The sequence below is a fragment of the Alcaligenes sp. SJTW-7 genome (genome assembly GCF_047716895.1).
GTDB lineage: Bacteria > Pseudomonadota > Gammaproteobacteria > Burkholderiales > Burkholderiaceae_B > Alcaligenes > Alcaligenes ammonioxydans.
This window is the reverse complement of the sequence record NZ_CP136682.1, coordinates 1,460,353-1,480,562: the sequence shown is the minus strand read 5'-3', so window position 1 is coordinate 1,480,562 and position 20,210 is coordinate 1,460,353. Positions and strand designations below refer to the sequence as shown.

Genomic DNA, 20,210 nt, shown 5'->3' with positions numbered 1-20,210 from the left:
CAGACGGAGTTAGCGTATGCAAGCCACCTACCTGCTGCCCCTGTGCTCGGCACCTGCCGTCGCTTTTTTTGCCGCGTTCTGGCTGTTGCCGGCGATACAACTTCTGGCATTGCCCGCTCAGGAAGGCATAGACACCTACTGGGTCGTGTTGACATCGGGACGGTACTTGCAGGCCCTGCTGCAAACGCTGCTCCTGTCCGCTCTGGTAACCCTGGCCACCTTGGTGCTCGGCGCCATCGTTGGCATCGTGATGGCCCGCCACCGCGTGCCTGCCAAACGCCTGCTGCTCGCCTTGATGACGCTTCCCCTCTCTTTTCCCGGCGTCATCGTGGGTTTTTTCATCATCTTGCTGGGTGGTCGCCAGGGGCTGCTGGCCCAGATCACCCAGGATCTGGGGTTGGGGCGGATCACGTTTGCCTATAGCCTGCTGGGTCTGTTTCTGGCTTATCTGTACTTTTCCCTGCCTCGCGTCATTGCCACCTACACCGCCGCGGCCCAATCCATAGACCGCAATCTGGAGGAAGCCGCCCGCTCCTGTGGTGCCACACGCTGGGATATTGCCCGGGACGTCTGGATACCGGAGCTGGCGCCAACGTCGCTGTCCTGCGGCGCCATCGTATTTGCCACTTCCATGGGTGCCTTCGGGACGGCCTTCACCTTGTCCAGCCGCTACGAAGTCTTGCCCATCACGATCTACAACGAATTTACCAACTATGCGAATTTCACCTTGGCTGCCAGCTTGTCCATATCGTTGGGGCTGCTGACATGGTTTACCTTGTGGCTGGCCCGGCGCGTGGTGCGCGACCCCGCGGTGGTGGTGTGAGGACGTCATGAGCACAAAAATGCTATCCCATTCTCAGCGGCCCGCTCCCCTGCTCCTGGCGCTTACCGGCCTGACCATCCTGTTCCTGCTGGGCCCCATCCTGGTTTCGGTCATGGCAGGACTGGTCAACAACTACCGCATCGGTCTGAAAAGCGGCCTGACGCTGAAATGGCTCGAACAAGTCTGGGCAAACTACGGCGGTACGGTCTGGCTATCGCTGCAACTGGCCCTGCTCTGTGTCCTGGCGGCCATCGTACTGGGACTGCCTTGCGCCTATGCACTGGCCCGTAGCCGCTCCCGCCTGGCTCGCAGTTTCGAGGAGCTGCTGACCTTGCCCGTGGCCGTGCCCGGCATGGCCTCCGCCCTTGCCCTGCTGCTGGCTTACGGTTCACTGCAAGGCTTTCGCCAGAGTTTCTGGTTCATTCTGGTCGGTCACATTGTATTTACCCTGCCGTTTATGGTGCGCACCACCACCGCCGCCCTGCAAAAACGCAGCCTGGTTGATCTGGAGGAAGCAGCCCGATCCCTGGGGGCCAGTTTCACTCAAATCTTTTTCGGGATTTTACTTCCCGCCATCTTGCCCGCCGTTGTCGCCGGCAGCCTGATGGTTTTCACCCTGTCGCTGGGGGAGTTCAACCTGACCTGGATGCTCCACACCCCCCTGACACGTACCTTGCCAGTGGGCTTGGCCGACAGCTACGCCTCCATGCGCATCGAAGTGGGTTCGGCCTATACGCTGATTTTTATGCTTGTCATCTTGCCCGTGCTCTGGGCACTGCAAGCCCTGGCGCGCTTGCTGGAGAAACAATATGGAAACTAAACACGTACCCGTGCGCATTGAACAATGCGCCAAAACCTATGCGGATGGCACACGGGGTTTGCACCCCAGCACCCTGGATATCGCCCCGGGTGAAGTCATGGCGCTGCTGGGCCCCTCGGGCTGCGGCAAGACCACCTTGCTGCGGCTGATCGCCGGTCTGGAAATGCCCGATGCCGGTAGCCGCATCCTGTTCGACGGACAGGACGTTACCCATCTGCCGATTGAAAAACGCGAAGTCGGCATGGTGTTTCAACATTACGCCCTGTTTCCGGCCATGACGGTTGAGGCAAACATCGGCTATGGCCCGAAAATCAAAGGCATGGCCCTAGCGGAGCGCCAGCAACGGGTAGGCGAACTGGTCGATCTGATGCGCCTGAATGGTCTGGAAAAACGCCTGCCTTCTGCCCTGTCCGGTGGACAGCGACAACGGGTTGCGATCGCCCGCGCCATCGCCAATCAACCCCGTGTCCTGCTCCTGGACGAGCCCTTGGCTGCCCTGGATGCCAAGCTGAAAGTCTCGTTGCGCGATGAACTGGCCGAGCTGCTGCGACGCCTGCGCATTACCGCCGTTCACGTCACCCACGATCAACAGGAAGCCTTTGCCATTGCTGACCGGCTGGCCGTCATGCACGAAGGCCGCATTATTCAGATTGGCGACGGAGAAAGCCTGTACCGGCATCCCGCCCATCCGTTTGTCGCCACTTTCCTGGGGCGCGTCAACGTCCTGCAACGTAACGCACAAAGCCTGTTTCATAACGATGTGCGGCTGGCAGACCTGCGCCTGCCCTGCCCCGAGGCTTTACGCGGGTCACAGGAATTACTATTACGCCCAGAGGACATCCGTGTGTGCATGGAGGCACCGGCTGGCTGGGCACGGGCCCGTGTTCAGCAACGCAGTTTTATGGGCGGGCGGGTCCAGTTGACCCTGGAGGTCGCCGGACAAGCTCCCCTGATTGCCGAGGTAGATCGTGACCATGCCGCCGTGCTCGGCAGCACAGTGGGTATTCAGCTCAACCCGGACTCGCTGATACCTGGCTCGGTGCCGATGTCCTGAGGCAGTCACACCTTCCGGTCAGCCCAGGCCTGGTTCCCTTGGGCCCCCACCTGATAACAACACGGAGCGCACAGCGCGACCTGATACCGATGCTCAACACCCTACTGATTCAAATGACCGACCCGCATATACGGGAGGAAGGCCGACTGGCCTACGGACGACTCAATACCGCCCCCTATTTGCAGGCTGCCATCGACCATGCTCTGGCGCTGCCTCAAAGACCGGATGCCATCGTGCTGACAGGCGATCTGACTGACTTTGGGCGAGCCCGGGAATATGCGCAACTGCGCAGATTGCTCGCGCCGCTGGACTCGATTCCCGTCTACCTGCTGCCAGGCAATCATGATGACCGGCAGCAACTACGGGAAAGCTTCCCCGACCATACGTATTTGGGCAAAACCGGGCCGGTTTGCTACGGCGTCGATATTGGAGGGCTCAGACTGCTGGCGCTGGACAGTGCCGTCGCGGGAGCCAGCGCAGGCAGCCTGGATCAGGCGCAACTGGATTGGCTGGCTGCTGAACTGGCAAAGCACGCTACACGTCCCACTGTCATTGCCCTGCACCACCCGCCGTTCAACACCCTGATCGGTCATATGGACAGGATTGGCCTGCTGCAGGGCGCTGCGCAACTGGAAGCGATCGTTCGTCAGCACACGCAGGTCGAACGGGTCATCAGCGGGCATTTGCATCGTAGTATCCAGATCCGTTTTGGTGGAACAATAGCCAGCACGGCCCCTTCAGTCGCGCACCAGGTGTGTCTGGACCTGGCTGATGATGCCGCCTCTGCCTGGACGCTGGAGCCGCCGGGCTATGCCGTCCACGCCCTCGATAGCCACGGGCAGATTGTCACTCACACCGCTACGGTGGGCCAGTTCGACGGCCCCTTCGCCTTCCATGAACCCAGTGGCAAACTCATCGACTGATTCGCTGCGCAGCACTTTCTCTGGGTAGCGCGGCCTTGCTGCCCCCCTCAACCCCGGTTGAGGATAGATAGATGCAACCCATTGGCCCGGCGCGATCAGCAAACGCTGAAACGCTTAAACAGGATCGTTACCAGACACACCGGGACTCGCCGCATGCACAAAAATACCCCAATGCCTGATCCAACAGGGATTGGGGTATTTTGTTGGCGCTGCCTCAAACCAGGGCGCTCCGTTCAGAGACACCCCGATCTGCAAGGCAGGTCTTACTTCTTGCTGTCTTTCAGCTGAGGCACAGCCGAACCGGCCGCAGGAGCCAACAGGCCAGCTTGTGTGTAGGTGAACAGCTTGTCGCGTGTGTCCACGATGTCCAGATTGCGCATGGTCAACTGACCGATACGGTCGCGTGGCGAGAACATGCTATCCACTTTTTCCATGCTCAGACGCTCGGCCTTGTAGGTCAGGTTAGGCGAGACGGTATCCAAGATAGAGTAGTCATTACCGCGGCGCAGTTCCAGCGTCACTTCGCCAGTCACCGCACGAGCCACCCAGCGCTGGGCGGTTTCACGCAGCATGATGGCTTGTGGGTCGAACCAACGGCCTTGGTACAGCAGACGACCCAAACGCAGACCGTTGATGCGGTACTGTTCAATGGTGTCTTCGTTGTGAATACCCGTTACCAGACGCTCGTAAGCAATGTGCAGCAAAGCCATGCCGGGGGCTTCGTAAATGCCACGGCTCTTGGCTTCGATGATGCGGTTTTCGATCTGGTCGCTCATGCCCAGACCATGACGGCCGCCGATGCGGTTAGCTTCCAGCATCAGTTCCACAGGGTCGGAGAATTCCACACCGTTCAGAGCAACAGGCTGACCTTCCTCAAAGCGCACACGCACTTGTTCAGCAGGCACGGCCACATCGTCACGCCAGAACGCGACACCCATAATGGGTTTGACGATATTGATGCCGGCATTCAGGTACTCCAGATCCTTGGCCTCATGCGTGGCACCCAGCATGTTGGAATCGGTGGAGTAGGCTTTCTCGGCCGACATCTTGTAGTCGAAACCGTTTTCCTGCATGTACTCGGACATCTCGGCACGGCCACCCAGCTCATCAATAAAGGTCTGGTCCAGCCAAGGCTTATAAATCTTCAGTTCGGGGTTGGTCAACAAACCGTAGCGGTAGAAACGCTCAATGTCGTTGCCCTTGTAGGTGCTGCCATCGCCCCAGATATGAACATCGTCCTCTTTCATGGCGGCCACCAGCATGGTACCGGTTACAGCGCGGCCAATAGGCGTGGTGTTGAAGTAGGTGACACCGCCCGTGGTGATATGAAAAGCGTTGCACTGCAAAGCGGCAATCCCTTCGGCCACCAGTTGCTGACGGCAATCCACCAAGCGAGCCAAGGTGGCGCCGTATTCCTTGGCCTTGCGAGGGATGGCATCGTAATCGGGCTCGTCGGGCTGACCCAGATTGGCGGTGTAGGCGTAAGGGATGGCGCCCTTATTGCGCATCCACAAAAGGGCAGCGCTGGTGTCCAGGCCACCGGAAAAGGCAATGCCGACCTTCTGGCCGACTGGAAGAGATTCAAGGATGGTTGTCATTATCGCGTCAGTAGTGGTGTGCAAGTACAGTTCCGCCTGTCAGGCTCTCGACAAGAGCCCTGCCCGCGGCCGGATCAATATGTCATTATATCGCCTTGACCGACCCTGGACACCTTTGCGTAGCTGGATTTAATTACCCGATGAACTAGAACACGCTTTTTTACCTGGAGACCTGCCATGCCCGAGACACCCGCTCACGCTGCCATCAGCCGCTACCCCGTCCCTGCCCTGGCCGAAATGCCCGACGATATTCGCAGCCGTATTGAAGCAGTGCAGGAAAAATCCGGCTTCATACCCAATGTGTTTCTGGCCCTGGCTCATCGGCCTGACGAGTTCCGTGCCTTTTTTGCCTATCATGACGCCTTGATGGAAAAACCCAGCGGCCTGAGCCAGGCTGATCGGGAAATGATTGTGGTGGCCACCTCGGCGGCCAATCAATGCCATTACTGTGTGATCGCCCACGGCGCGATTTTACGTATCCGCGCCAAAAACCCGCTGGTGGCAGACCAGGTTGCCGTCAACTGGCGCAAGGCCGACATTAGCGCTCGCCAAAAAGCAATGCTGGCTTTCGCTCTGAAAGTCTCGCAAAACGCCCAGGATATTGACGAGGCCGACTTCCAGGCGCTGCACGAGCACGGGTTTAGCGACGAAGACGCCTGGGACATTGCCGGCATCAGTGCTTTTTTCGGTTTGAGCAATCGCATGGCCAATTTCATGTCCATGCGCTGCAATGACGAGTTTTATATGCTGGGCCGTGTGCCACGCTAAACAATGATGCGCTACGCCCTGTTGTGCGCCGGGTGGATTTGTGTGGCGCTGGCCATTGCCGGCGCTATTTTGCCTTTGCTGCCTACCACACCATTTGTCCTGCTGGCCGCCTGGTGCTTTTCGCGTAGCTCCCCACGTTTTCACCAATGGCTGCTGAATCAGCGCCATCTTGGCCCTTACCTGCGCAACTGGGAGAACGGCCAGGGGCTGACACGCCAGGCCAAGCGTCGAGCATTGATTATCTTGTGGCTGTCGCTGGCAGTGTCAGCGTGGTTAACCAGCCACTTGGGCTGGTACCGTCTGGGTTTGCTGATTCCCGGCATTTTTGCCACCCGTTATCTGCTCCGCAGCAAAACCCTGGATGACACGTCTTCAGGCCCTGTGCAAAAATAGCCTGCTTGAACCGATCCTGGCTTCCTTTTTTGCTTGAAGATTCCATGTCTCCTCCTGTCATCTTGCTGGCCGCGGCCTATATCACCAATCCTGCCGGACAAATCCTGCTGGTCCGCAAACGTGGCAGCGCCTATTACATGCAGGCGGGTGGCAAGCTGGAGGCTGGTGAGACGCCTTTACAAGCCTTGCAGCGTGAACTGGAGGAAGAGCTTGGGCTGACAGCACAGGAAACCGCGCAGGCCCGCTATGAGGCGTACTTTGAAAGTCCCGCCGCCAACGAGCCCGGCCATATGGTTCATGCCCATGTGTTTACCCTATCAGTAGAGCGCGACATCCAGGCGGCAGCCGAACTGGAGGAAGCCCGCTGGGTCAGCCCTCAAGAAATCCGTTCTCTGACCCTCGCCCCCTTGCTGGCCAATCACATTTTGCCGCGCCTGTGCGCTCCGGCAAGCGCCTGAGAGGTGACTGGGTCTGAGGCGAGCTCTCTTGCGCGGCACAAACCACGAGCCGACTATTTTTTGGCATAATGTCGCCCTTGAGTCTCCTCTTGGGGGACGCAGCTATTTGCCCGGCCAGCCCGCCACGGCGGGCTTTTTTTATTGAGCGCTAATTTATGTCCTCTTTGCCCTGTCAAGGCGCAATCGTCACCTTTACCCTTCAGCAACTGCGTGCCGCCACGCAGGCAGGGGGAATTTTGGGTGTGTCCATCAAAGGACAAGGCAATCATTTTTTTGTACAGGTAGCCACGCGTGCCGGACAGGCGGTGCTGGTCACCGCCCGCAGTAAAGATCCACGCAGCTTCAAAAGCCCCCTGCAAGCCATGGTCTTGCTCAAGCAAGTGGGGATTGTGACCGGCCAGTTTGATCTCACCCAATACTCACCGGACCAACACGAAACCGCTCCTCGCAGTCGTCGCCGTCCTGCCAAGCCCAGCAAACTGGGTTTGCGCTGGAACCGGATTGCAGAACGCATCTCCAGCCCGGCGCAGCCATCCTTGGATGACCCCAGCCTGGATATCAGCGAGGAGCAGACACGCCGCCTGATCGCCCGGCAAGAAAACCAGCAATTAAGCCTGCTGGGCAACTAAGCGCAAGCCTACGGAGTTTTCGGACGTTTCCACCGCATAGGCCGCGTCCAGAGCCTGCGCCAGATCCTGCTGTAAGTGCCCGGGCTCCTCCAGCCCGACATGCAAACGCAGCAGTTGTCCTTCGCCAAACAAGGCACGCCCGTTGCGTTTGGGCATATCGATGGGCAAAGCCAGACTTTCAAAGCCGCCCCAGGACAGGCCAATACCGAACAGCTGCAAGGCTTTAAAAAAGCGTGAGAGCTGCTCGTGGCTCAAGGGCTCGAGCACCACGCCGAACAGGCCAGTTGCGCCGGTGAAGTCCCGCTTCCAGATAGCATGCCCGGGGTGCGATTCCAGTGCAGGATGCAATACCTGACGCACCTGCGGATGATGTTCAAGAAAACGCGCAATCTGCAAGGCGCTGGCCTGATGCTGACGCAGGCGCACGCCTAAGGTGCGCAAGCCTCGCAACGCCAAAAAGGCATCATCTGGCCCCGCTGTCTGGCCAAAATCATGTGCCGCACGGCGCAGCAAAGGCCAGGCCCGCTCATTAGCAGTCGCAACCCCCAGCAAGGCATCCGAATGCCCGGTCAAATACTTGGTGGCGGCCTGTATGGACACATCCACACCGTGCTCAAAAGCTTGGAAAAACAAAGGTGTGGCCCACGTGTTGTCCAGCAATACATAGGCCCCGGCTGCATGCGCGCAACGCGCGATAGCGGGGATATCCTGGATCTCAAAAGTGGCAGACCCCGGGGACTCCACATACACGACCTTGGTGTTGGGACGAATCAGACGAGCGATCCCCTCTCCGATGCAGGGCTCGTAAAACTGAACCTGAATACGCATCCGGCCAGCCAGCACCTGCTGCGCAAACGTGCGCATCGGACCATAAATCGAATCAGGCAAGAGCAAATGGTCACCCACTTCCAGCATGCCCAGCAAGGTGTGGGTACAAGCAGCCAGACCGGAAGGAAACACGCTGGCCTGAAATCCCCCTTCCAGCTCGGCCACGGCCTGTGTCAGGGTCTGCAAGGTGGGGTTGGTGAAACGACCATAAGAGGCGTACGGGTTATCAGGCTCTTTGCGCTGTGTCCATTGCTCCAGATTGTCGGCCAAAATGGTCGACCCCCGGCAAATGGGTACATTGACAAAGCCGCCTGACACACGGCTGTCCCGACCCATATGCGTCAAACGGGTATTTTGATAATCGCAATCCTGCATGCTGTTTTCCTGGTCCTGTTCACAAGAGATGAATGGAAACAGTCTACGCAAGAGCAGGCAGGCAATTATTGCCTTTTCACCCTAGGATAGGGAGAATAAATAGAATAAAAATCCTCATCCATCCTTTTTATTGGGAATTTTTTCTTATGCTGGATAAGTTCGACAAGCACATCCTGGAAATACTGCAAAACGACGCCACTTCGCCCATCCAGGACATTGCCGATCGTGTCGGTTTGTCCAGCACCCCATGCTGGCGTCGCATACAACGGTTGGAGCAAGATGGCTATATCGAAAAGCGAGTGGCGCTGCTCAGCCCGGAAAAGCTGAATGTGGGTGTCACGGTATTTGTGGCCATCAAAACGAATCAGCACAACAAGCAGTGGTACAGCCAGTTTTCCGCCGTGGTCGAGGCCATTCCTCAGATCGTGGAGTTCTATCGCATGAGCGGCGATACCGATTATTTACTACGCGTCGTGGTACCGGACATCAAGAGTTTTGATCGTGTTTACCAGCGCCTGATCTCGGAAATTGAGCTGACCGATGTCAGCTCCAGCTTTGCCATGGAGCAAATCAAGTTCACGACACGCCTGCCCCTGGACTATGCCTGAAGCCTCTTGCCCGCCTCTCAGGCACTCAAGCCCGCCAGCGCCCTAAAAACTGTATTCCACATCCAGGGTCTGACCAATCGTTAGCCTCTGAGCGGGTGACTCGACCAGCATGGCCTGCATGCCGAACAAGGTACCTTGTGCAAACTGGCGACTTTGCGCCAAGGCCAGGCCTGGCTGCGTGCCGATCTCGGCGGTGAGCTGATTCACGTTAGGCATAGGGCAACGAGTACATTGGCGAACGAAGGCAAAACTTAATCCTTCGCTGCTCAGGCCAAGGACATAATCTTCCTCGTAGGCAGGCAGACCCTTGAAAACCACATTGGCACGGAAACGATCGACGGGCACGGCCTGCTCACCGGACTGCTGCACCAGACGATTCAATTCTTCCACGGACGCTTCATTGATAAACAAGAAAGGCAGTGCATCCGCAAAGCCAAAACCCTGTTGCTGATCGCCGATTGAACGCCAGCCCTGTGACTTTTCTTCCCAGGGACGCACACGTTCGGTCAAGACATGACGACGGGCCCGGCTATGCCTGCGCAGCACCCGACACGGGGTTTGCAAAAAATCACTGAACCAGTGTGCGACCAAGTCGCCCTCATCCCGGCCCAAGGTGTCCGAGCTCCAGATACGCACCGACACGGCGACGTTCTCGCCGACCGGCGCGTCCAGAGACCAGGACAAGGTTTCCATACCGGGCGCCTGGAGGGTGATTCGCCCATCCTGCACAACAGGGCGAATCAACGCCATTCGGGGCCAGCGGCGCTGGGTCATGAATACGCCTTGCTGATCGACCACCACCCACTCTCGGTCGTAAGCCAGGCCTGCCACACTCGCCAGCACCCCCTGCGGGTGCGCCTGGGCTGCGCAGGACTTGATGGGATGAGTAAACAAACCGGTAATGGTAATCATGAGTCGCGACAACAAAAGGCAAAAAGACAAGGAATCCATTCTAGATCAGCCAGAACAGGCAGCCCCAAATACCAAGACAAGCACTCCCCACGACGTGGGTCAGAAACATCGCCCTCCGATAACTTTGCCGCTTTATATCTTGACAAAGCCATCGAATCATGTCTTAATAGACGACAGATCGCAGCAACACATCCATTAGATTAAAAATATGCGGTCAAATTTTTTTGGAATGTACCCATCTACTTAGGTCCTGCTGACCTTTTGGCATGTCCCCCAAACATGCGGGTATTCATTCACTACGGCGACGACAGCCACATCCAGACTTATTTTTTGCATCGTAGCGGTCTCGCTGCGTCCATTTGCTTGGCAAACGAATAAGGCGCTGTCCATGCCACCACAGAGCTTGTTTGTCTGGCGCATTTGTCGTCCAGTCAGCAAAGATCTACATTGAAATAGTAATGGCTTGGTCTCCGTGTGGAGTCCGGTCCATCATGGTGTCATCAAATCTCAATAAAAAAACGATGTAATGACGCCACACGATAAGGAAAAAAACATGAAAAATATCTATCCAACTGGCTTGATCTCGCGTCCTGAGCATATTGCCCTGAACAAAACCGATATTCGCATTGGCGATACGGTTTATCTACAACCCAAGAACGGCCCGCGCATGGCCGGCACGGTGATCTTCAGTTCACCCGTACATGGCTGCACGACCTACACGGCCGATGCTCACAGTCAGGATGCGAATGTGCGGTTCCGCTTCCGTTTGCAGGATGTGCATCACGTGGCGCCTCGTCATCCTATGCCCGCCTTGAACTAAAGCGATGTGTGCCAGATAATGCGGGGTAAGCGGAATACCCCGCATTAATTTCATTTAAGAACATATAATTACAATTTGAAATAAACATTTCCGCTTTCATCCTAAAATAGTAGCGGCTTGAAACTTATCCGACGCTGTAAAGCGTCCACGACGAGCAGGCGCTCCTATGGCAACGGATATGAACCCAAAGCAGGCGTTCTGCTTGCGCCCATCCCGGCGCCACTCCTTCCTCTCTCGTTTTCTTCTATTCAGCCTGGTCTTGGTCTTGACCCTGCTGGGTACCCGCTTGCGCCATTACGACGCTCTGACCATTTTCTGGCCAGCCGAAGCGGTGCTTCTGGGGCTGTTTCTTCGACGCCCGGATTGGGGGCGGCAGGTTCTTAACTGGACCATTGTGGTAGTGGCCTACCTGTGTGCCGAACTGATTGCCGGCAACCCCTTGCCTATCGCCCTATTACTGACCGTGGCCGACGCCAGCGGCTTGGGCCTGGCTTATTGGCTCATCACGCACAACCCTTTGCTGGATCTATCTTTGCGTCGCCCCCAGGCCATGTTGACCCTGGCTGCCTACTGCAGTCTGGCTTGCGTGGTGTCGGCCTTGCTAGGCGGCCTTGCCTTGTATCTGCATACTCCCCAGCCTTTGTCACTGGCCATTTTGTCCTGGATGCTGACGGGCATGATTTCCTACGCGGCGATCCTTCCGGTCATTCTAACGGCCCCTTCCCGTCCCCTACGCCGTTTTCTGGAATATTGGAATGAACCTCACCTGACAAGCCTGGCTCAGTTGGCACCCGCTTTGTCGTTACTGCTGACCAGCTTATTGAGCCTGCTGATTGACGGCCCAGGCTCAATGGCCTTTCCCGTTCTGCCTTTATTGTGGTGCGCGTTGAGCTATTCGCTCTTTTCCACCACGCTACTGACCTTGTTCTACGTACTCTGGACACTTTTCGCACTGAACCCGCCGGTGTACTTTCTGCCCAGCCAGTTACACACATCGCTGGATTTGTTGTCCTTGCGGATTGGAATCGCTTCTATTGCCCTGGCCTGCATTACCTGCGCCAGCCTGATGTCGGCACGCAATCTGGCGGTGGAGAAACTCCAGCGACTGGCGCACCGCGATGCCCTGACAGGTCTGCTCAACAAACAGGCCTTTTACCAGCAAAGCCAGGATGCATTGACCCAATGCCGCCTGAAACATATCCCCGTCAGCGTCATTGTTCTGGATATCGACCACTTCAAGCCCATTAACGACACGCATGGCCATCATGTCGGCGATCTGGCCCTGAGCGCCATTACGCAACGCATTTCCTTGGCGTTGCGCGATACCGACTTATGCGGGCGGCTGGGAGGTGAGGAGTTCGGCATTTTGCTGCCAGACTGCGGGGCCGCTCAAGCGCATGCCGTGGCCGAGCGAGTCCGCAAAAGCATCGCCTTGCTGCCGTTTTCTCTGGACAATCAGCAGCAACTGACCATGACCGCCAGCCTGGGGGTTGCCACTCTGGAGCCTTCCACCCTGGATCTGCATGCCCTGCTTCGCCAAGCCGACAAAGCCCTGTATGAGGCTAAACGGGCGGGCCGGGACCAGAGCTTTTCCTACCCGTTCCCCGAACCCCAAACAGGGACTTGACGTTACCCGTAAGCAAACCGATACTGATGTGTCAAAACGAAACAAACCATCAGGGAGCGGTAATATGGCGTCAGTTTATGCCTCACCTTTGTGCCAGGCGTGTTTGACCTTGCCGCACGGAGTAAGCACCAGCCAAGCGCACGCTGATTTGCGCTTACTCGGTCAGCACCCCCCTTCTGCCGACGGGGCGCACGAAACCCAGTACCGTTGCCTGAGCTGTCAGACTCACTGGCTGTTGCGCACCAACCGCTGGGGCATTCCCGAAGGCTTCCGGCTCAAACCTGTATAGGCAAAGCAGAACACATGCACTACCATGACAGCTTTGTCTGTTAGCGATTGCGTATGTCTGCCCTGCTGTTTGATACTGAAACCACCGGCTCCGCCAAACCTCAAGTCATTGAGGCGGCCTGGCTGCGTTTGAGCGACCCTGTCTTCTTGCTGGTCAACGAAGAGTTCGAACAACGCTACCGACCCGATGAGCCCAATACTCTGGGCGCTCTGGCCACGCACCACATTTACGACGAAGAGCTACAAGACTGCCCTTCTCATACCGAGTTCAAGCTGCCTGCCGACACCCAATACATTATTGGTCATAACGTCGATTATGACTGGGGTGTGGCCGCTTACCCGGCGGTCAAGCGCATTTGCACGCTGGCCCTGGCCCGTCACTTGATACCAGGACTGGACAGCTACAGCCAATCTGCCCTGATCTATCATATTGACCGCGCCAACGCGCGTGAGCGTCTGCGTCATGCGCACAGTGCATTGGCAGATGTGCGCAATTGTCTGTCGCTTCTGCAGCATCTGTTGGGCCTGACCCAGAATATTCATACTTGGGAGCAGTTATGGCAGCTCTCTGAACACGCTCGTATCCCGACCACACTGCACTTTGGCAAGCACAAGGGCATGGCCATTGCCGATGTGCCACAAGACTATAAAAACTGGCTGCTGCGCCAGCCGGATCTGGACCCCTATTTAATCAAGGCCTTGAAAGTCTAAGTCTTAAGCTTCGTAAAATCCCTAATGGCTGCCAACCGGCATATGCCCAATGATGAAGGTCCCAACAAGAACTTCATGAGGTGGCAAATGATCGAGGTTGCATACGTCACGAAAGATATGCGTCGGGACCCTTACGAACGAATTACCCATCTTGGAGGCGCAGGCTGGCAACACTCACAACCCGAGGTTGTCCGACATATCGAGCAAGGCCAGCAGGACTACTACATTTTGCTGGATGGCATTCCCGCCAAACTGATCGTGGCGCTTAGCCGTTTTGGTTCCAAGTACCTGAAAACAGAGCTGGAAGTTGAAGAGCCTCACATTTTGCTCAGCCTGCCCAACCAAGCGACTTGAACAGGCTGGCTTGTTCTGCAGTCTTTAACCAGAAAAAACGCGGCCCGAGCCGCGTTTTTTCATCGTAAGGCTTGTTTCTTACGGCTTGAGCAAACGCCACTGGCCCTCACGCACCGTAATCAGCTCACGCCCACGCTCGTCAAAGCCACTGTGATCTTCTGGCGTCATCGTATAGACACCTTGCGTAGCGATCAGATCACGCGTTTGCTCCAGAGCATCACGCAAAGCGGAACGAAACTCGGGGGTCCCGGGCTTGGCCTTGGCAGCAGCAACCGGAACCGCCTTCTCCAGCAACAGACCCGCGTCATACACATTGGCGCCAAAGGTAGCGGGAGCCTGACCGTAGCGTTCGGTATAACGCTGGATATAGTCCTGCGCAATGGGTTTGGCTGGATTGCTGTCCGCAATCTCTGGCAAGACCAGCATCAGGCTGGCTGCCAGAATCGTCCCCTCCACCTGTTCGCCGCCCAGACTCAGAAAAGCCGGTAAAGCAGCCCCGTGCGTTTGATAAATCTGCCCTTTGTAACCCTGTTTGACCAGGGTCACCTGGGGCAACACCGCCGCAGCACCCGTACCTGCAACCAGCACCGCATCCGGTTTGGCCGCATAAATCTTCAAGGCCTGGCCTGTGACCGACGTGTCCGAGCGCACATAACGTTCGGTCGCCACAATGTCGATATTGTTCGCCTCGGCCAGCTCTTTGAACACCGTCAGCCAGCTCTCGCCATACGCATCGTTGAAACCCAGAAAACCTGCGGTCTTCACACCATTGTCGACCATATGCTTGACCAGGGCCTGCGCAATGATGTCATCATTTTGCGTGGTCTTGAAAATCCACTTTTTCTGCTCGGTCATGGGCAGCACCACCGAGGCCGCACCCACCGGGGCCAATACCGGCGTGCCCGAATCGGCCGCAAACTGAATCAGCCCCATGGCATTGGGCGAGCCTGTCGGCCCGATCAAGGCATCGATCTTGTCCTCGGAGATCATTTTCTTGAACAAGGTCACCGTTTGATTCGGATCACTGGCATCATCCATGGAGATGTACTCCACCGTCAGATCCCCCATCTTGGTCGGCAGCAAAGGAACCGTATTGCGCTGTGGCAAACCGACGACCGCCGTCGGCCCGGTCGCCGAAGCGATAACGCCGATTTTGACTTGGGAATGGGCCGGAGCGGCCAGGGCAGCCAGCGCAACGGATAAAGCAAAGACAGTTCGTGTCAGTTTCATAATATGCAGAGCCAGTTAAGCCCTTCCCCCCTTGATATCGGCGCGCCCGCGCCTATATGGATTGATCTGGACATACGATAGCAAATTCTCCGTGCCGCACGTGTCCTCTTAGGGCATCTCCTTCGGCAGGTCTGCTTACAATTGTACGCGGGCTTACCTAATAAAGTAGTTTATAACGAAGCTACTGTTTACCTCTGATAGAGCGAATCCATGTCACTACAGCAAATGTTGCAACAAATTCTGCAAAGCGGCCAAGGCGCGCTGAAACAGGGCCAAGGTCAGTTGAATTCTTCCGGACTGGGGAGAAAACTGAGTGAGCAGGCCAGCGGTTTTGGCGGCGGCGCCGTAGTTGGCGGCGTTCTGGGCGTACTGCTGGGCAACAAAAAATTCCGCAAAATGGGCGGCTCCATGGCTGCCTATGGAGGAGCAGCCGCGCTGGGCGCGCTGGCCGTCAAAGTCTATCAAAACTGGCAGGAACAGAATGCGGGTAAGCAAGCGACACCCGCGCCAGTGCAAGCTGTTCCGGCCGCGCCGCTACCAGTGGCAGCCACTGGGCAAGCCGACACGCACGCCATGGTCATCCTGGCCGCCCTGGTGTCCGCCGCCAAGGCAGATGGTCATATTGGTGATGCCGAGCGTGAACTGATCGATGCAGAGATCAACAAGATGCCCGCCCCCGAGCAGGCCCGTCACTGGTTCTCGCAAGAACTGCACAAACCTGTCGATCCTCAGGCCATTGCCCAATTGGCTCAGACCCCCGAGATGTCGGCCGAAATTTATCTGACCAGCGCTCTGGTGATTGACGAACAAAGCTATATGGAACGCGCCTATCTGGACGAGCTGGCACGTTTACTATCCTTGCCAGATTCCTTGCGCGAAAGTCTGGATAACCAGGTACAGGCTTTGCCTCAATCTTGAACCAGCAGCGGGGACTGACCGATCCGGCCACTCCCACCCTGACTGCCTATTTTCAACCCAGGGCTACCCCATCCGGTAGCCCGATGACTCATCAAGGAAACCACCCATGACAAAAACCCTCAAGTTGACGATTGGTTCACTGGCCTTAATGGGTCTGGCCGCCTGTGCGGCTCCAAACAGCAGCAATACCGCCCCTTCCGAGCGCCAGATGGACAAAGAAAACTCTTTACAGGCTTACCACTGGCGCCTGTTTGCGACCGCCGACAAAAGTGGCCAGCAAGCCCCTGGAATAACGGGTGCCAACGGAGAGCCAGTTACCCTGAATTTCACCGACAACATGATGTCAGTAGACAATCTGTGCAATGTTCTGGGTAGCGGCTACACCATCAAGGGCTCCAAGATCACGTTTACCTCGCCCGTGAGCACGATGAAAATGTGTTCAGACCCCGAGCTGATGCGCAATGAGCAGGCCGTGGGCAAACTGCTTCCGACGGCAACAGATTGGAGCATGGCCAAGGCGGATTCCGCCCCGGACAACCCCGCCCCCGTTCTGACCCTGAACTTCAAGGACGGTACCAAATGGCGCCTGAAGGGTGAACCGACAGCTTCCACCCGTTACGGCAGCGAACCCACCCGCGTGTTTCTGGAAGTGGCGGCTCAGCGCGAGGCATGTTCACACCCCATGATGCCAAACTATCAGTGCCTGAAAGTACGAGAAATTCAATATAACGATGCAGGCGTCAAAACCCAGACCGGTGAATGGATGTATTACTACGGTGATATCGAAGGCTACACCCATACCCCTGGCGTGCGTAACGTACTGCGCATCAATCGGTATGAACTAAAGAATGTGCCCGCCGACGCCTCATCCAAGGCCGACGTGCTGGACATGGTCGTGGAGTCTGAGCAAGTCAGCCAGTAAGGGGCTCGCCCCGACTGAACGAGCCAGAAATCGGTTCACCTGCCCCAAGGCTGGAGTTTGCTTCGGCCTTGGGGTTTATTGTTGAGGCAGCTTCGGAACTTGTGATGGAGCGGCATGCTTAGACCCAGACACATTCCCCTGGGTCTGACAACGTTATGCGCATGAGCCACAAATAGTTACTCACTGCTATGCTTTGAACCTAGTCAGCGCCCCCGCCCGTCCGTAGTATGGAATGACCGGATAACATTTTTCACCTCCCTATTTATCCGGTTTGGGGCCTTGCATCATGCGAGGCTTTTTTTTATGCCACAGACACGCCCCCTATGGGCTACTTCAAGGGTCCGTAAAAAATAAAAAATGCCCCCGCACCAATCAACGTAAAGCCCAGCAGATGGTTGAGTGTGAAGCTCTCTTTGAGATACAGCACCGAAAACACGACAAAGACCAGCAAGGTAATCACCTCCTGCATGGTCTTTAACTGGGCTGCGCTATAGACGGTGTGTCCTAAACGATTAGCCGGTACTGCCAGGCAGTACTCCACCAGGGCAATGCCCCAACTGATCAGCACCACTTTAAGCAGGGGGCTGTTGGGATACTTCAAATGCCCATACCAGGCAATCGTCATGAACACATTGGAGACGACCAACATCAAGATAGGAAGGATCTTAGCCATGATGGACACAAAAAAGTAAAAACGGCCGGTGCCGCGACCCCAGCAGTGTAGCGTCACATTCAGACAGCGGATATGGGGATAATCAGGCAGCCCTATTCGCAAGCCGAAAGACTTTTGTTCAACCTACTCTTTTTTTGCACCATGCTTTCTCTTGAACAACTGGGCCCGCGCATCTGCATATTGGGCCCCTCCAATAGCGGCAAATCCACCCTGGCTAAAGCCATCGAACGCAAGCTTGCACTTCCCGCCATCCACCTGGATCCGCTCTACCACCTGCCGCACACGGACTGGGTACCGCGACCCGACGCTGAATTTGCCGCCTTACATGCTGCCGCAATTGCGCGGGAACAATGGGTGATGGACGGCAATTACACACGCTACCTAGCCCCTCGTCTGGAACGGGCCACCGGTTTTATCGTGCTGGAAATATCCACGGCAGCTAGTTTGCTGCGCTATTTTCGGCGCACCCTGTTGGAACGTAAACGACAGGGTGCGCTGCCAGGTAGCAAAGACCGTCTGAAATGGGACATGATCCGACACATCGCCATTGTCACCCCGCCCAATCGCCATAAATACCTGACTGTTTTCGAGAAAAGCAGTTTAGCTAAAGTCAGGCTGCGCAACCCGCGCGAACTGAGCTTGTTTTATCAGGCTAACGGCTTGGAGCGTTAAGGAGATGACATCACTTCGATTCGAGCACACGATGGATGACCCAAGCTAGCAATCGGGTTAAGGCGGGGGAGAGAGGGCCAGACAAAACACAGACAGAGCATGGGTTTGCATTTCGCCACCCTACTTGTAAGCCCATAAAGGGCCTAGCGTTTTTTCAACTGCTGATCGACCTGCTCCATCCATGCCTGATCACACGGCACGGGGGTTTCAGCTATCTGGCCATACAAACGGAAATGGACTACATTGCACCATTCCTGCGAGGCGTAATCCGGCCCATGTCCCTGGCCATCGGACACGGCCAGTTGACGATCCACCTTTTCCAGCCAGGCGTAACTGCCCACCTTCTCAGTGGGTACGGCACTTTGGCAAGCGGCCAACAAAAATGCGGGAACAAGCATTAAGATTCGCATGAGCTCATCCATGAATAAAAATCTGCTTTATCGCAGAGCATAACAATCATTACTGTATCCGTGTCCTGCCAACCGCCATTGCCAGGGCAAAAAACGGACTTCCAGCGAGAGACAAGTATGAAGTGGCTATTCTTGTGCCTGATCCTGACCCTACTCCCTCTTGATACGCAGGCAAGAAACACCCCTTGTTCGGGAAAAAAAGGCGGCATTTCTCATTGCGAAGGGGAAGTCTTTGTTTGTCGCGATGGCTCAGCCAGCGCCAGCAAACGGTCTTGCCCAGCGTACACAGGTACTGCAGCAAGCAACACCAGGCCCGCCCCTCAAACCCTGCGCTCCACCAGCAGTTGCCCCTGCTCCAGCCAGACTTATTGCACAGGACCGCGAGGCGGACACTATTGCGAAACCAGCACGGGCAGCAAACGATATCAGCGCAAATAGCGCAGCAAACGCGGCACCGTTTACTAGCAATTGCCTTTTTTCGCTTGGCCAGGCGGGCAGTGACGTTGTCCATAGCCGCCATAGCCATCGGGATCGACAATGACAGAGCCTCTGGGCGTATAAACGGCACAGGCAGATAAAATAGCCGTCAAGGTCACGGCCACAAGAAGGGTTCTCATAATTTTATTTCCCCGGGTGAAAGACGCGCTCATTGTGCTACAAGGATCGACAACAAGGTGCTACCAATCGCGAGAAAATACTGTTCATTTTACAAACAGTTGAAAGTCCGGCTCGACAACTGGCCACGCTAGGCACAAACAAGGACTTTATGTAATAATTGCGGACTTGTTGCCCCTCTAGCTCATGCTTGGTTAGAGCAGCGGACTCATAATCCGTTGGTGCCGTGTTCGACTCACGGGGGGGGCACCAAAGAACTTGCGGGTTTCATGAGAATTTGGAATCTCGCGCAAAATAATAGTGGGGGAAAATTTGACGCCCTCGCCGGTAGCCCGCCATCGCGCGGGCTTTTTTGTTGGTACTCGCTCGCTCTGGACAAAAAAAGGGGCCAGGCAAGGCCTGACCCATAGGAAACGTGAACGCGGCACGGGTTCTGTCAGAACGGCGCCAGATGACGTGCTCATCGAGTAGGTTTCGTGTGTTTGGCAGGCGTGTGGCTGGTGGGTTTATGAGCGGCACGAGCCGCGGTCGCCTTGGGAGCCTCCGGAGCTTTGGCCTTGGGGGCCGTCGTCGTGGCAGTATGGGCGGGGGCATGGGGCATGGGCGCTGGCTTTTGGGCCATCGCGCTTGTACCGGCCAAGGCACCCGTCACGCTTATCAGTGCAGTACAAATCAATGTCGAGCGTTTCATGATAAAGCTCCTTGAGTAGGAAAGTCAGGCCTGTTCATACAAGCCTGGCCTTATTATGAGCACCACTATCTGAACCTGTTCTGAGATTTT

Annotated in this window: 23 protein-coding genes and 1 tRNA gene; 17 read left to right on the top strand and 7 right to left on the bottom strand. The window is 56.4% G+C overall.

Going from position 1 to position 20,210, the window contains the following annotated elements:
• Positions 1-16: 16 nt before the first annotated feature.
• The 4 genes from RSQ48_RS06590 (at position 17) to RSQ48_RS06575 (ending at position 3,620) form a co-directional block, all read left to right on the top strand.
• A complete protein-coding gene (locus RSQ48_RS06590) occupies positions 17-823 on the top strand; it encodes an ABC transporter permease (RefSeq protein WP_415302259.1) in 807 nt (268 codons plus the stop codon).
• A gap of 19 nt (positions 824-842) precedes the next feature.
• Complete coding sequence (locus tag RSQ48_RS06585) at positions 843-1,643, top strand: ABC transporter permease (RefSeq protein WP_039943284.1); 801 nt, start codon at positions 843-845, stop codon at positions 1,641-1,643.
• On the top strand, positions 1,633-2,697 hold the full coding sequence (locus RSQ48_RS06580; RefSeq protein ID WP_059317776.1) for an ABC transporter ATP-binding protein: 1,065 nt from the start codon (positions 1,633-1,635) through the stop codon (positions 2,695-2,697). Before RSQ48_RS06585 ends, RSQ48_RS06580 begins: the two co-directional genes overlap by 11 nt.
• 89 nt (positions 2,698-2,786) lie before the next feature.
• On the top strand, positions 2,787-3,620 hold the full coding sequence (locus tag RSQ48_RS06575; RefSeq protein WP_240208826.1) for a phosphodiesterase: 834 nt from the start codon (positions 2,787-2,789) through the stop codon (positions 3,618-3,620).
• 263 nt (positions 3,621-3,883) lie between these two features.
• On the opposite strand, the gene argG is transcribed toward RSQ48_RS06575, so the two are convergent.
• Positions 3,884-5,218, bottom strand: coding sequence for an argininosuccinate synthase (argG, locus tag RSQ48_RS06570; protein WP_003801544.1), 1,335 nt, complete (start codon positions 5,216-5,218; stop codon positions 3,884-3,886).
• Positions 5,219-5,395: 177 nt separating this feature from the next.
• Between argG and RSQ48_RS06565 the strand changes: the two genes are divergently transcribed.
• The 4 genes from RSQ48_RS06565 to RSQ48_RS06550 all read left to right on the top strand — a co-directional run bounded on the left by RSQ48_RS06565 (position 5,396) and on the right by RSQ48_RS06550 (position 7,466).
• Positions 5,396-5,986, top strand: a complete 591-nt coding sequence (locus tag RSQ48_RS06565; RefSeq protein WP_003801546.1) for a peroxidase-related enzyme — start codon at positions 5,396-5,398, stop codon at positions 5,984-5,986.
• A 3-nt stretch (positions 5,987-5,989) separates the two neighbouring features.
• On the top strand, positions 5,990-6,379 hold the full coding sequence (locus RSQ48_RS06560) for a YbaN family protein (protein ID WP_039943286.1): 390 nt from the start codon (positions 5,990-5,992) through the stop codon (positions 6,377-6,379).
• A gap of 44 nt (positions 6,380-6,423) precedes the next feature.
• Positions 6,424-6,837 (top strand): NUDIX hydrolase, encoded by a 414-nt coding sequence (locus tag RSQ48_RS06555; RefSeq protein ID WP_003801551.1) that lies wholly within the window; start codon positions 6,424-6,426, stop codon positions 6,835-6,837.
• Between the two features lie 155 nt (positions 6,838-6,992).
• The gene (locus RSQ48_RS06550; RefSeq protein ID WP_003801553.1) at positions 6,993-7,466 is read left to right on the top strand and encodes a hypothetical protein; all 474 of its coding nucleotides are present in this window, start codon (positions 6,993-6,995) and stop codon (positions 7,464-7,466) included.
• Here RSQ48_RS06550 and metC read toward each other — a convergent pair.
• Positions 7,446-8,669 (bottom strand): cystathionine beta-lyase, encoded by a 1,224-nt coding sequence (gene metC / locus RSQ48_RS06545; protein WP_003801555.1) that lies wholly within the window; start codon positions 8,667-8,669, stop codon positions 7,446-7,448. The genes RSQ48_RS06550 and metC overlap by 21 nt on opposite strands.
• A gap of 149 nt (positions 8,670-8,818) precedes the next feature.
• On the opposite strand from metC, the gene RSQ48_RS06540 reads away from it, so the two are divergent.
• Positions 8,819-9,277, top strand: a complete 459-nt coding sequence (locus tag RSQ48_RS06540; RefSeq protein WP_039943352.1) for an Lrp/AsnC family transcriptional regulator — start codon at positions 8,819-8,821, stop codon at positions 9,275-9,277.
• 42 nt (positions 9,278-9,319) lie between these two features.
• Here the strand turns inward: RSQ48_RS06540 and RSQ48_RS06535 are convergent, their stop codons facing one another.
• Positions 9,320-10,189 (bottom strand): MOSC domain-containing protein, encoded by an 870-nt coding sequence (locus RSQ48_RS06535; RefSeq protein WP_415302258.1) that lies wholly within the window; start codon positions 10,187-10,189, stop codon positions 9,320-9,322.
• A 553-nt stretch (positions 10,190-10,742) separates the two neighbouring features.
• Here RSQ48_RS06535 and RSQ48_RS06530 point away from each other — a divergent pair.
• The 4 genes from RSQ48_RS06530 to RSQ48_RS06515 all read left to right on the top strand — a co-directional run bounded on the left by RSQ48_RS06530 (position 10,743) and on the right by RSQ48_RS06515 (position 13,989).
• On the top strand, positions 10,743-11,009 hold the full coding sequence (locus tag RSQ48_RS06530) for a hypothetical protein (protein WP_003801561.1): 267 nt from the start codon (positions 10,743-10,745) through the stop codon (positions 11,007-11,009).
• A 178-nt stretch (positions 11,010-11,187) separates the two neighbouring features.
• Positions 11,188-12,636, top strand: a complete 1,449-nt coding sequence (locus RSQ48_RS06525; protein ID WP_415302257.1) for a diguanylate cyclase — start codon at positions 11,188-11,190, stop codon at positions 12,634-12,636.
• 342 nt (positions 12,637-12,978) lie between these two features.
• Entirely contained in the window at positions 12,979-13,635 is a 657-nt protein-coding gene (locus tag RSQ48_RS06520) for a 3'-5' exonuclease (RefSeq protein WP_003801567.1), read from the top strand.
• Between the two features lie 87 nt (positions 13,636-13,722).
• On the top strand, positions 13,723-13,989 hold the full coding sequence (locus tag RSQ48_RS06515; RefSeq protein WP_221081945.1) for a DUF3892 domain-containing protein: 267 nt from the start codon (positions 13,723-13,725) through the stop codon (positions 13,987-13,989).
• 78 nt (positions 13,990-14,067) lie between these two features.
• Here the strand turns inward: RSQ48_RS06515 and RSQ48_RS06510 are convergent, their stop codons facing one another.
• Positions 14,068-15,219 carry an ABC transporter substrate-binding protein gene (locus tag RSQ48_RS06510; protein WP_131071540.1) on the bottom strand — a complete coding sequence of 384 codons (1,152 nt, stop codon included), beginning with the start codon at positions 15,217-15,219 and terminating at the stop codon, positions 14,068-14,070.
• A gap of 210 nt (positions 15,220-15,429) precedes the next feature.
• Between RSQ48_RS06510 and RSQ48_RS06505 the strand changes: the two genes are divergently transcribed.
• Both RSQ48_RS06505 and RSQ48_RS06500 read left to right on the top strand, forming a co-directional pair.
• The gene (locus RSQ48_RS06505; protein WP_240208831.1) at positions 15,430-16,137 is read left to right on the top strand and encodes a tellurite resistance TerB family protein; all 708 of its coding nucleotides are present in this window, start codon (positions 15,430-15,432) and stop codon (positions 16,135-16,137) included.
• A 106-nt stretch (positions 16,138-16,243) separates the two neighbouring features.
• Complete coding sequence (locus RSQ48_RS06500) at positions 16,244-17,059, top strand: META and DUF4377 domain-containing protein (RefSeq protein ID WP_059317779.1); 816 nt, start codon at positions 16,244-16,246, stop codon at positions 17,057-17,059.
• Between the two features lie 328 nt (positions 17,060-17,387).
• On the opposite strand, the gene RSQ48_RS06495 is transcribed toward RSQ48_RS06500, so the two are convergent.
• On the bottom strand, positions 17,388-17,735 hold the full coding sequence (locus RSQ48_RS06495) for a DMT family protein (RefSeq protein ID WP_100214837.1): 348 nt from the start codon (positions 17,733-17,735) through the stop codon (positions 17,388-17,390).
• Positions 17,736-17,873: 138 nt separating this feature from the next.
• On the opposite strand from RSQ48_RS06495, the gene RSQ48_RS06490 reads away from it, so the two are divergent.
• Positions 17,874-18,404: an AAA family ATPase gene (locus tag RSQ48_RS06490; protein ID WP_219235896.1), complete on the top strand. Its 531-nt coding sequence runs from the start codon at positions 17,874-17,876 to the stop codon at positions 18,402-18,404.
• Positions 18,405-18,547: 143 nt separating this feature from the next.
• On the opposite strand, the gene RSQ48_RS06485 is transcribed toward RSQ48_RS06490, so the two are convergent.
• On the bottom strand, positions 18,548-18,814 hold the full coding sequence (locus tag RSQ48_RS06485) for a hypothetical protein (RefSeq protein ID WP_100214838.1): 267 nt from the start codon (positions 18,812-18,814) through the stop codon (positions 18,548-18,550).
• Positions 18,815-19,602: 788 nt separating this feature from the next.
• Here RSQ48_RS06485 and RSQ48_RS06480 point away from each other — a divergent pair.
• Positions 19,603-19,681 (top strand) — tRNA-Ile (locus tag RSQ48_RS06480).
• 208 nt (positions 19,682-19,889) lie between these two features.
• Here RSQ48_RS06480 and RSQ48_RS06475 read toward each other — a convergent pair.
• Entirely contained in the window at positions 19,890-20,120 is a 231-nt protein-coding gene (locus RSQ48_RS06475; protein ID WP_157784345.1) for a hypothetical protein, read from the bottom strand.
• Between the last annotated feature and the right edge of the window lie 90 nt (positions 20,121-20,210).

Excerpts from the sequence above, each read along its gene's own strand:
- RSQ48_RS06500 (WP_059317779.1), top strand. The coding sequence starts at position 16,244 with ATGACAAAAACCCTCAAGTTGACGATTGGTTCACTGGCCTTAATGGGT.
- RSQ48_RS06560 (WP_039943286.1), top strand. The coding sequence starts at position 5,990 with ATGATGCGCTACGCCCTGTTGTGCGCCGGGTGGATTTGTGTGGCGCTG.
- RSQ48_RS06535 (WP_415302258.1), bottom strand. The coding sequence starts at position 10,189 with ATGATTACCATTACCGGTTTGTTTACTCATCCCATCAAGTCCTGCGCA.
- RSQ48_RS06485 (WP_100214838.1), bottom strand. The coding sequence starts at position 18,814 with ATGCGAATCTTAATGCTTGTTCCCGCATTTTTGTTGGCCGCTTGCCAA.
- RSQ48_RS06550 (WP_003801553.1), top strand. The coding sequence starts at position 6,993 with ATGTCCTCTTTGCCCTGTCAAGGCGCAATCGTCACCTTTACCCTTCAG.
- RSQ48_RS06590 (WP_415302259.1), top strand. The coding sequence starts at position 17 with ATGCAAGCCACCTACCTGCTGCCCCTGTGCTCGGCACCTGCCGTCGCT.
- RSQ48_RS06490 (WP_219235896.1), top strand. The coding sequence starts at position 17,874 with ATGCTTTCTCTTGAACAACTGGGCCCGCGCATCTGCATATTGGGCCCC.
- argG (WP_003801544.1), bottom strand. The coding sequence starts at position 5,218 with ATGACAACCATCCTTGAATCTCTTCCAGTCGGCCAGAAGGTCGGCATT.
- RSQ48_RS06580 (WP_059317776.1), top strand. The coding sequence starts at position 1,633 with ATGGAAACTAAACACGTACCCGTGCGCATTGAACAATGCGCCAAAACC.
- RSQ48_RS06525 (WP_415302257.1), top strand. The coding sequence starts at position 11,188 with ATGAACCCAAAGCAGGCGTTCTGCTTGCGCCCATCCCGGCGCCACTCC.
- metC (WP_003801555.1), bottom strand. The coding sequence starts at position 8,669 with ATGCAGGATTGCGATTATCAAAATACCCGTTTGACGCATATGGGTCGG.
- RSQ48_RS06505 (WP_240208831.1), top strand. The coding sequence starts at position 15,430 with ATGTCACTACAGCAAATGTTGCAACAAATTCTGCAAAGCGGCCAAGGC.
- RSQ48_RS06530 (WP_003801561.1), top strand. The coding sequence starts at position 10,743 with ATGAAAAATATCTATCCAACTGGCTTGATCTCGCGTCCTGAGCATATT.
- RSQ48_RS06555 (WP_003801551.1), top strand. The coding sequence starts at position 6,424 with ATGTCTCCTCCTGTCATCTTGCTGGCCGCGGCCTATATCACCAATCCT.
- RSQ48_RS06520 (WP_003801567.1), top strand. The coding sequence starts at position 12,979 with ATGTCTGCCCTGCTGTTTGATACTGAAACCACCGGCTCCGCCAAACCT.
- RSQ48_RS06565 (WP_003801546.1), top strand. The coding sequence starts at position 5,396 with ATGCCCGAGACACCCGCTCACGCTGCCATCAGCCGCTACCCCGTCCCT.
- RSQ48_RS06515 (WP_221081945.1), top strand. The coding sequence starts at position 13,723 with ATGATCGAGGTTGCATACGTCACGAAAGATATGCGTCGGGACCCTTAC.
- RSQ48_RS06475 (WP_157784345.1), bottom strand. The coding sequence starts at position 20,120 with ATGAAACGCTCGACATTGATTTGTACTGCACTGATAAGCGTGACGGGT.
- RSQ48_RS06585 (WP_039943284.1), top strand. The coding sequence starts at position 843 with ATGCTATCCCATTCTCAGCGGCCCGCTCCCCTGCTCCTGGCGCTTACC.
- RSQ48_RS06575 (WP_240208826.1), top strand. The coding sequence starts at position 2,787 with ATGCTCAACACCCTACTGATTCAAATGACCGACCCGCATATACGGGAG.
- RSQ48_RS06510 (WP_131071540.1), bottom strand. The coding sequence starts at position 15,219 with ATGAAACTGACACGAACTGTCTTTGCTTTATCCGTTGCGCTGGCTGCC.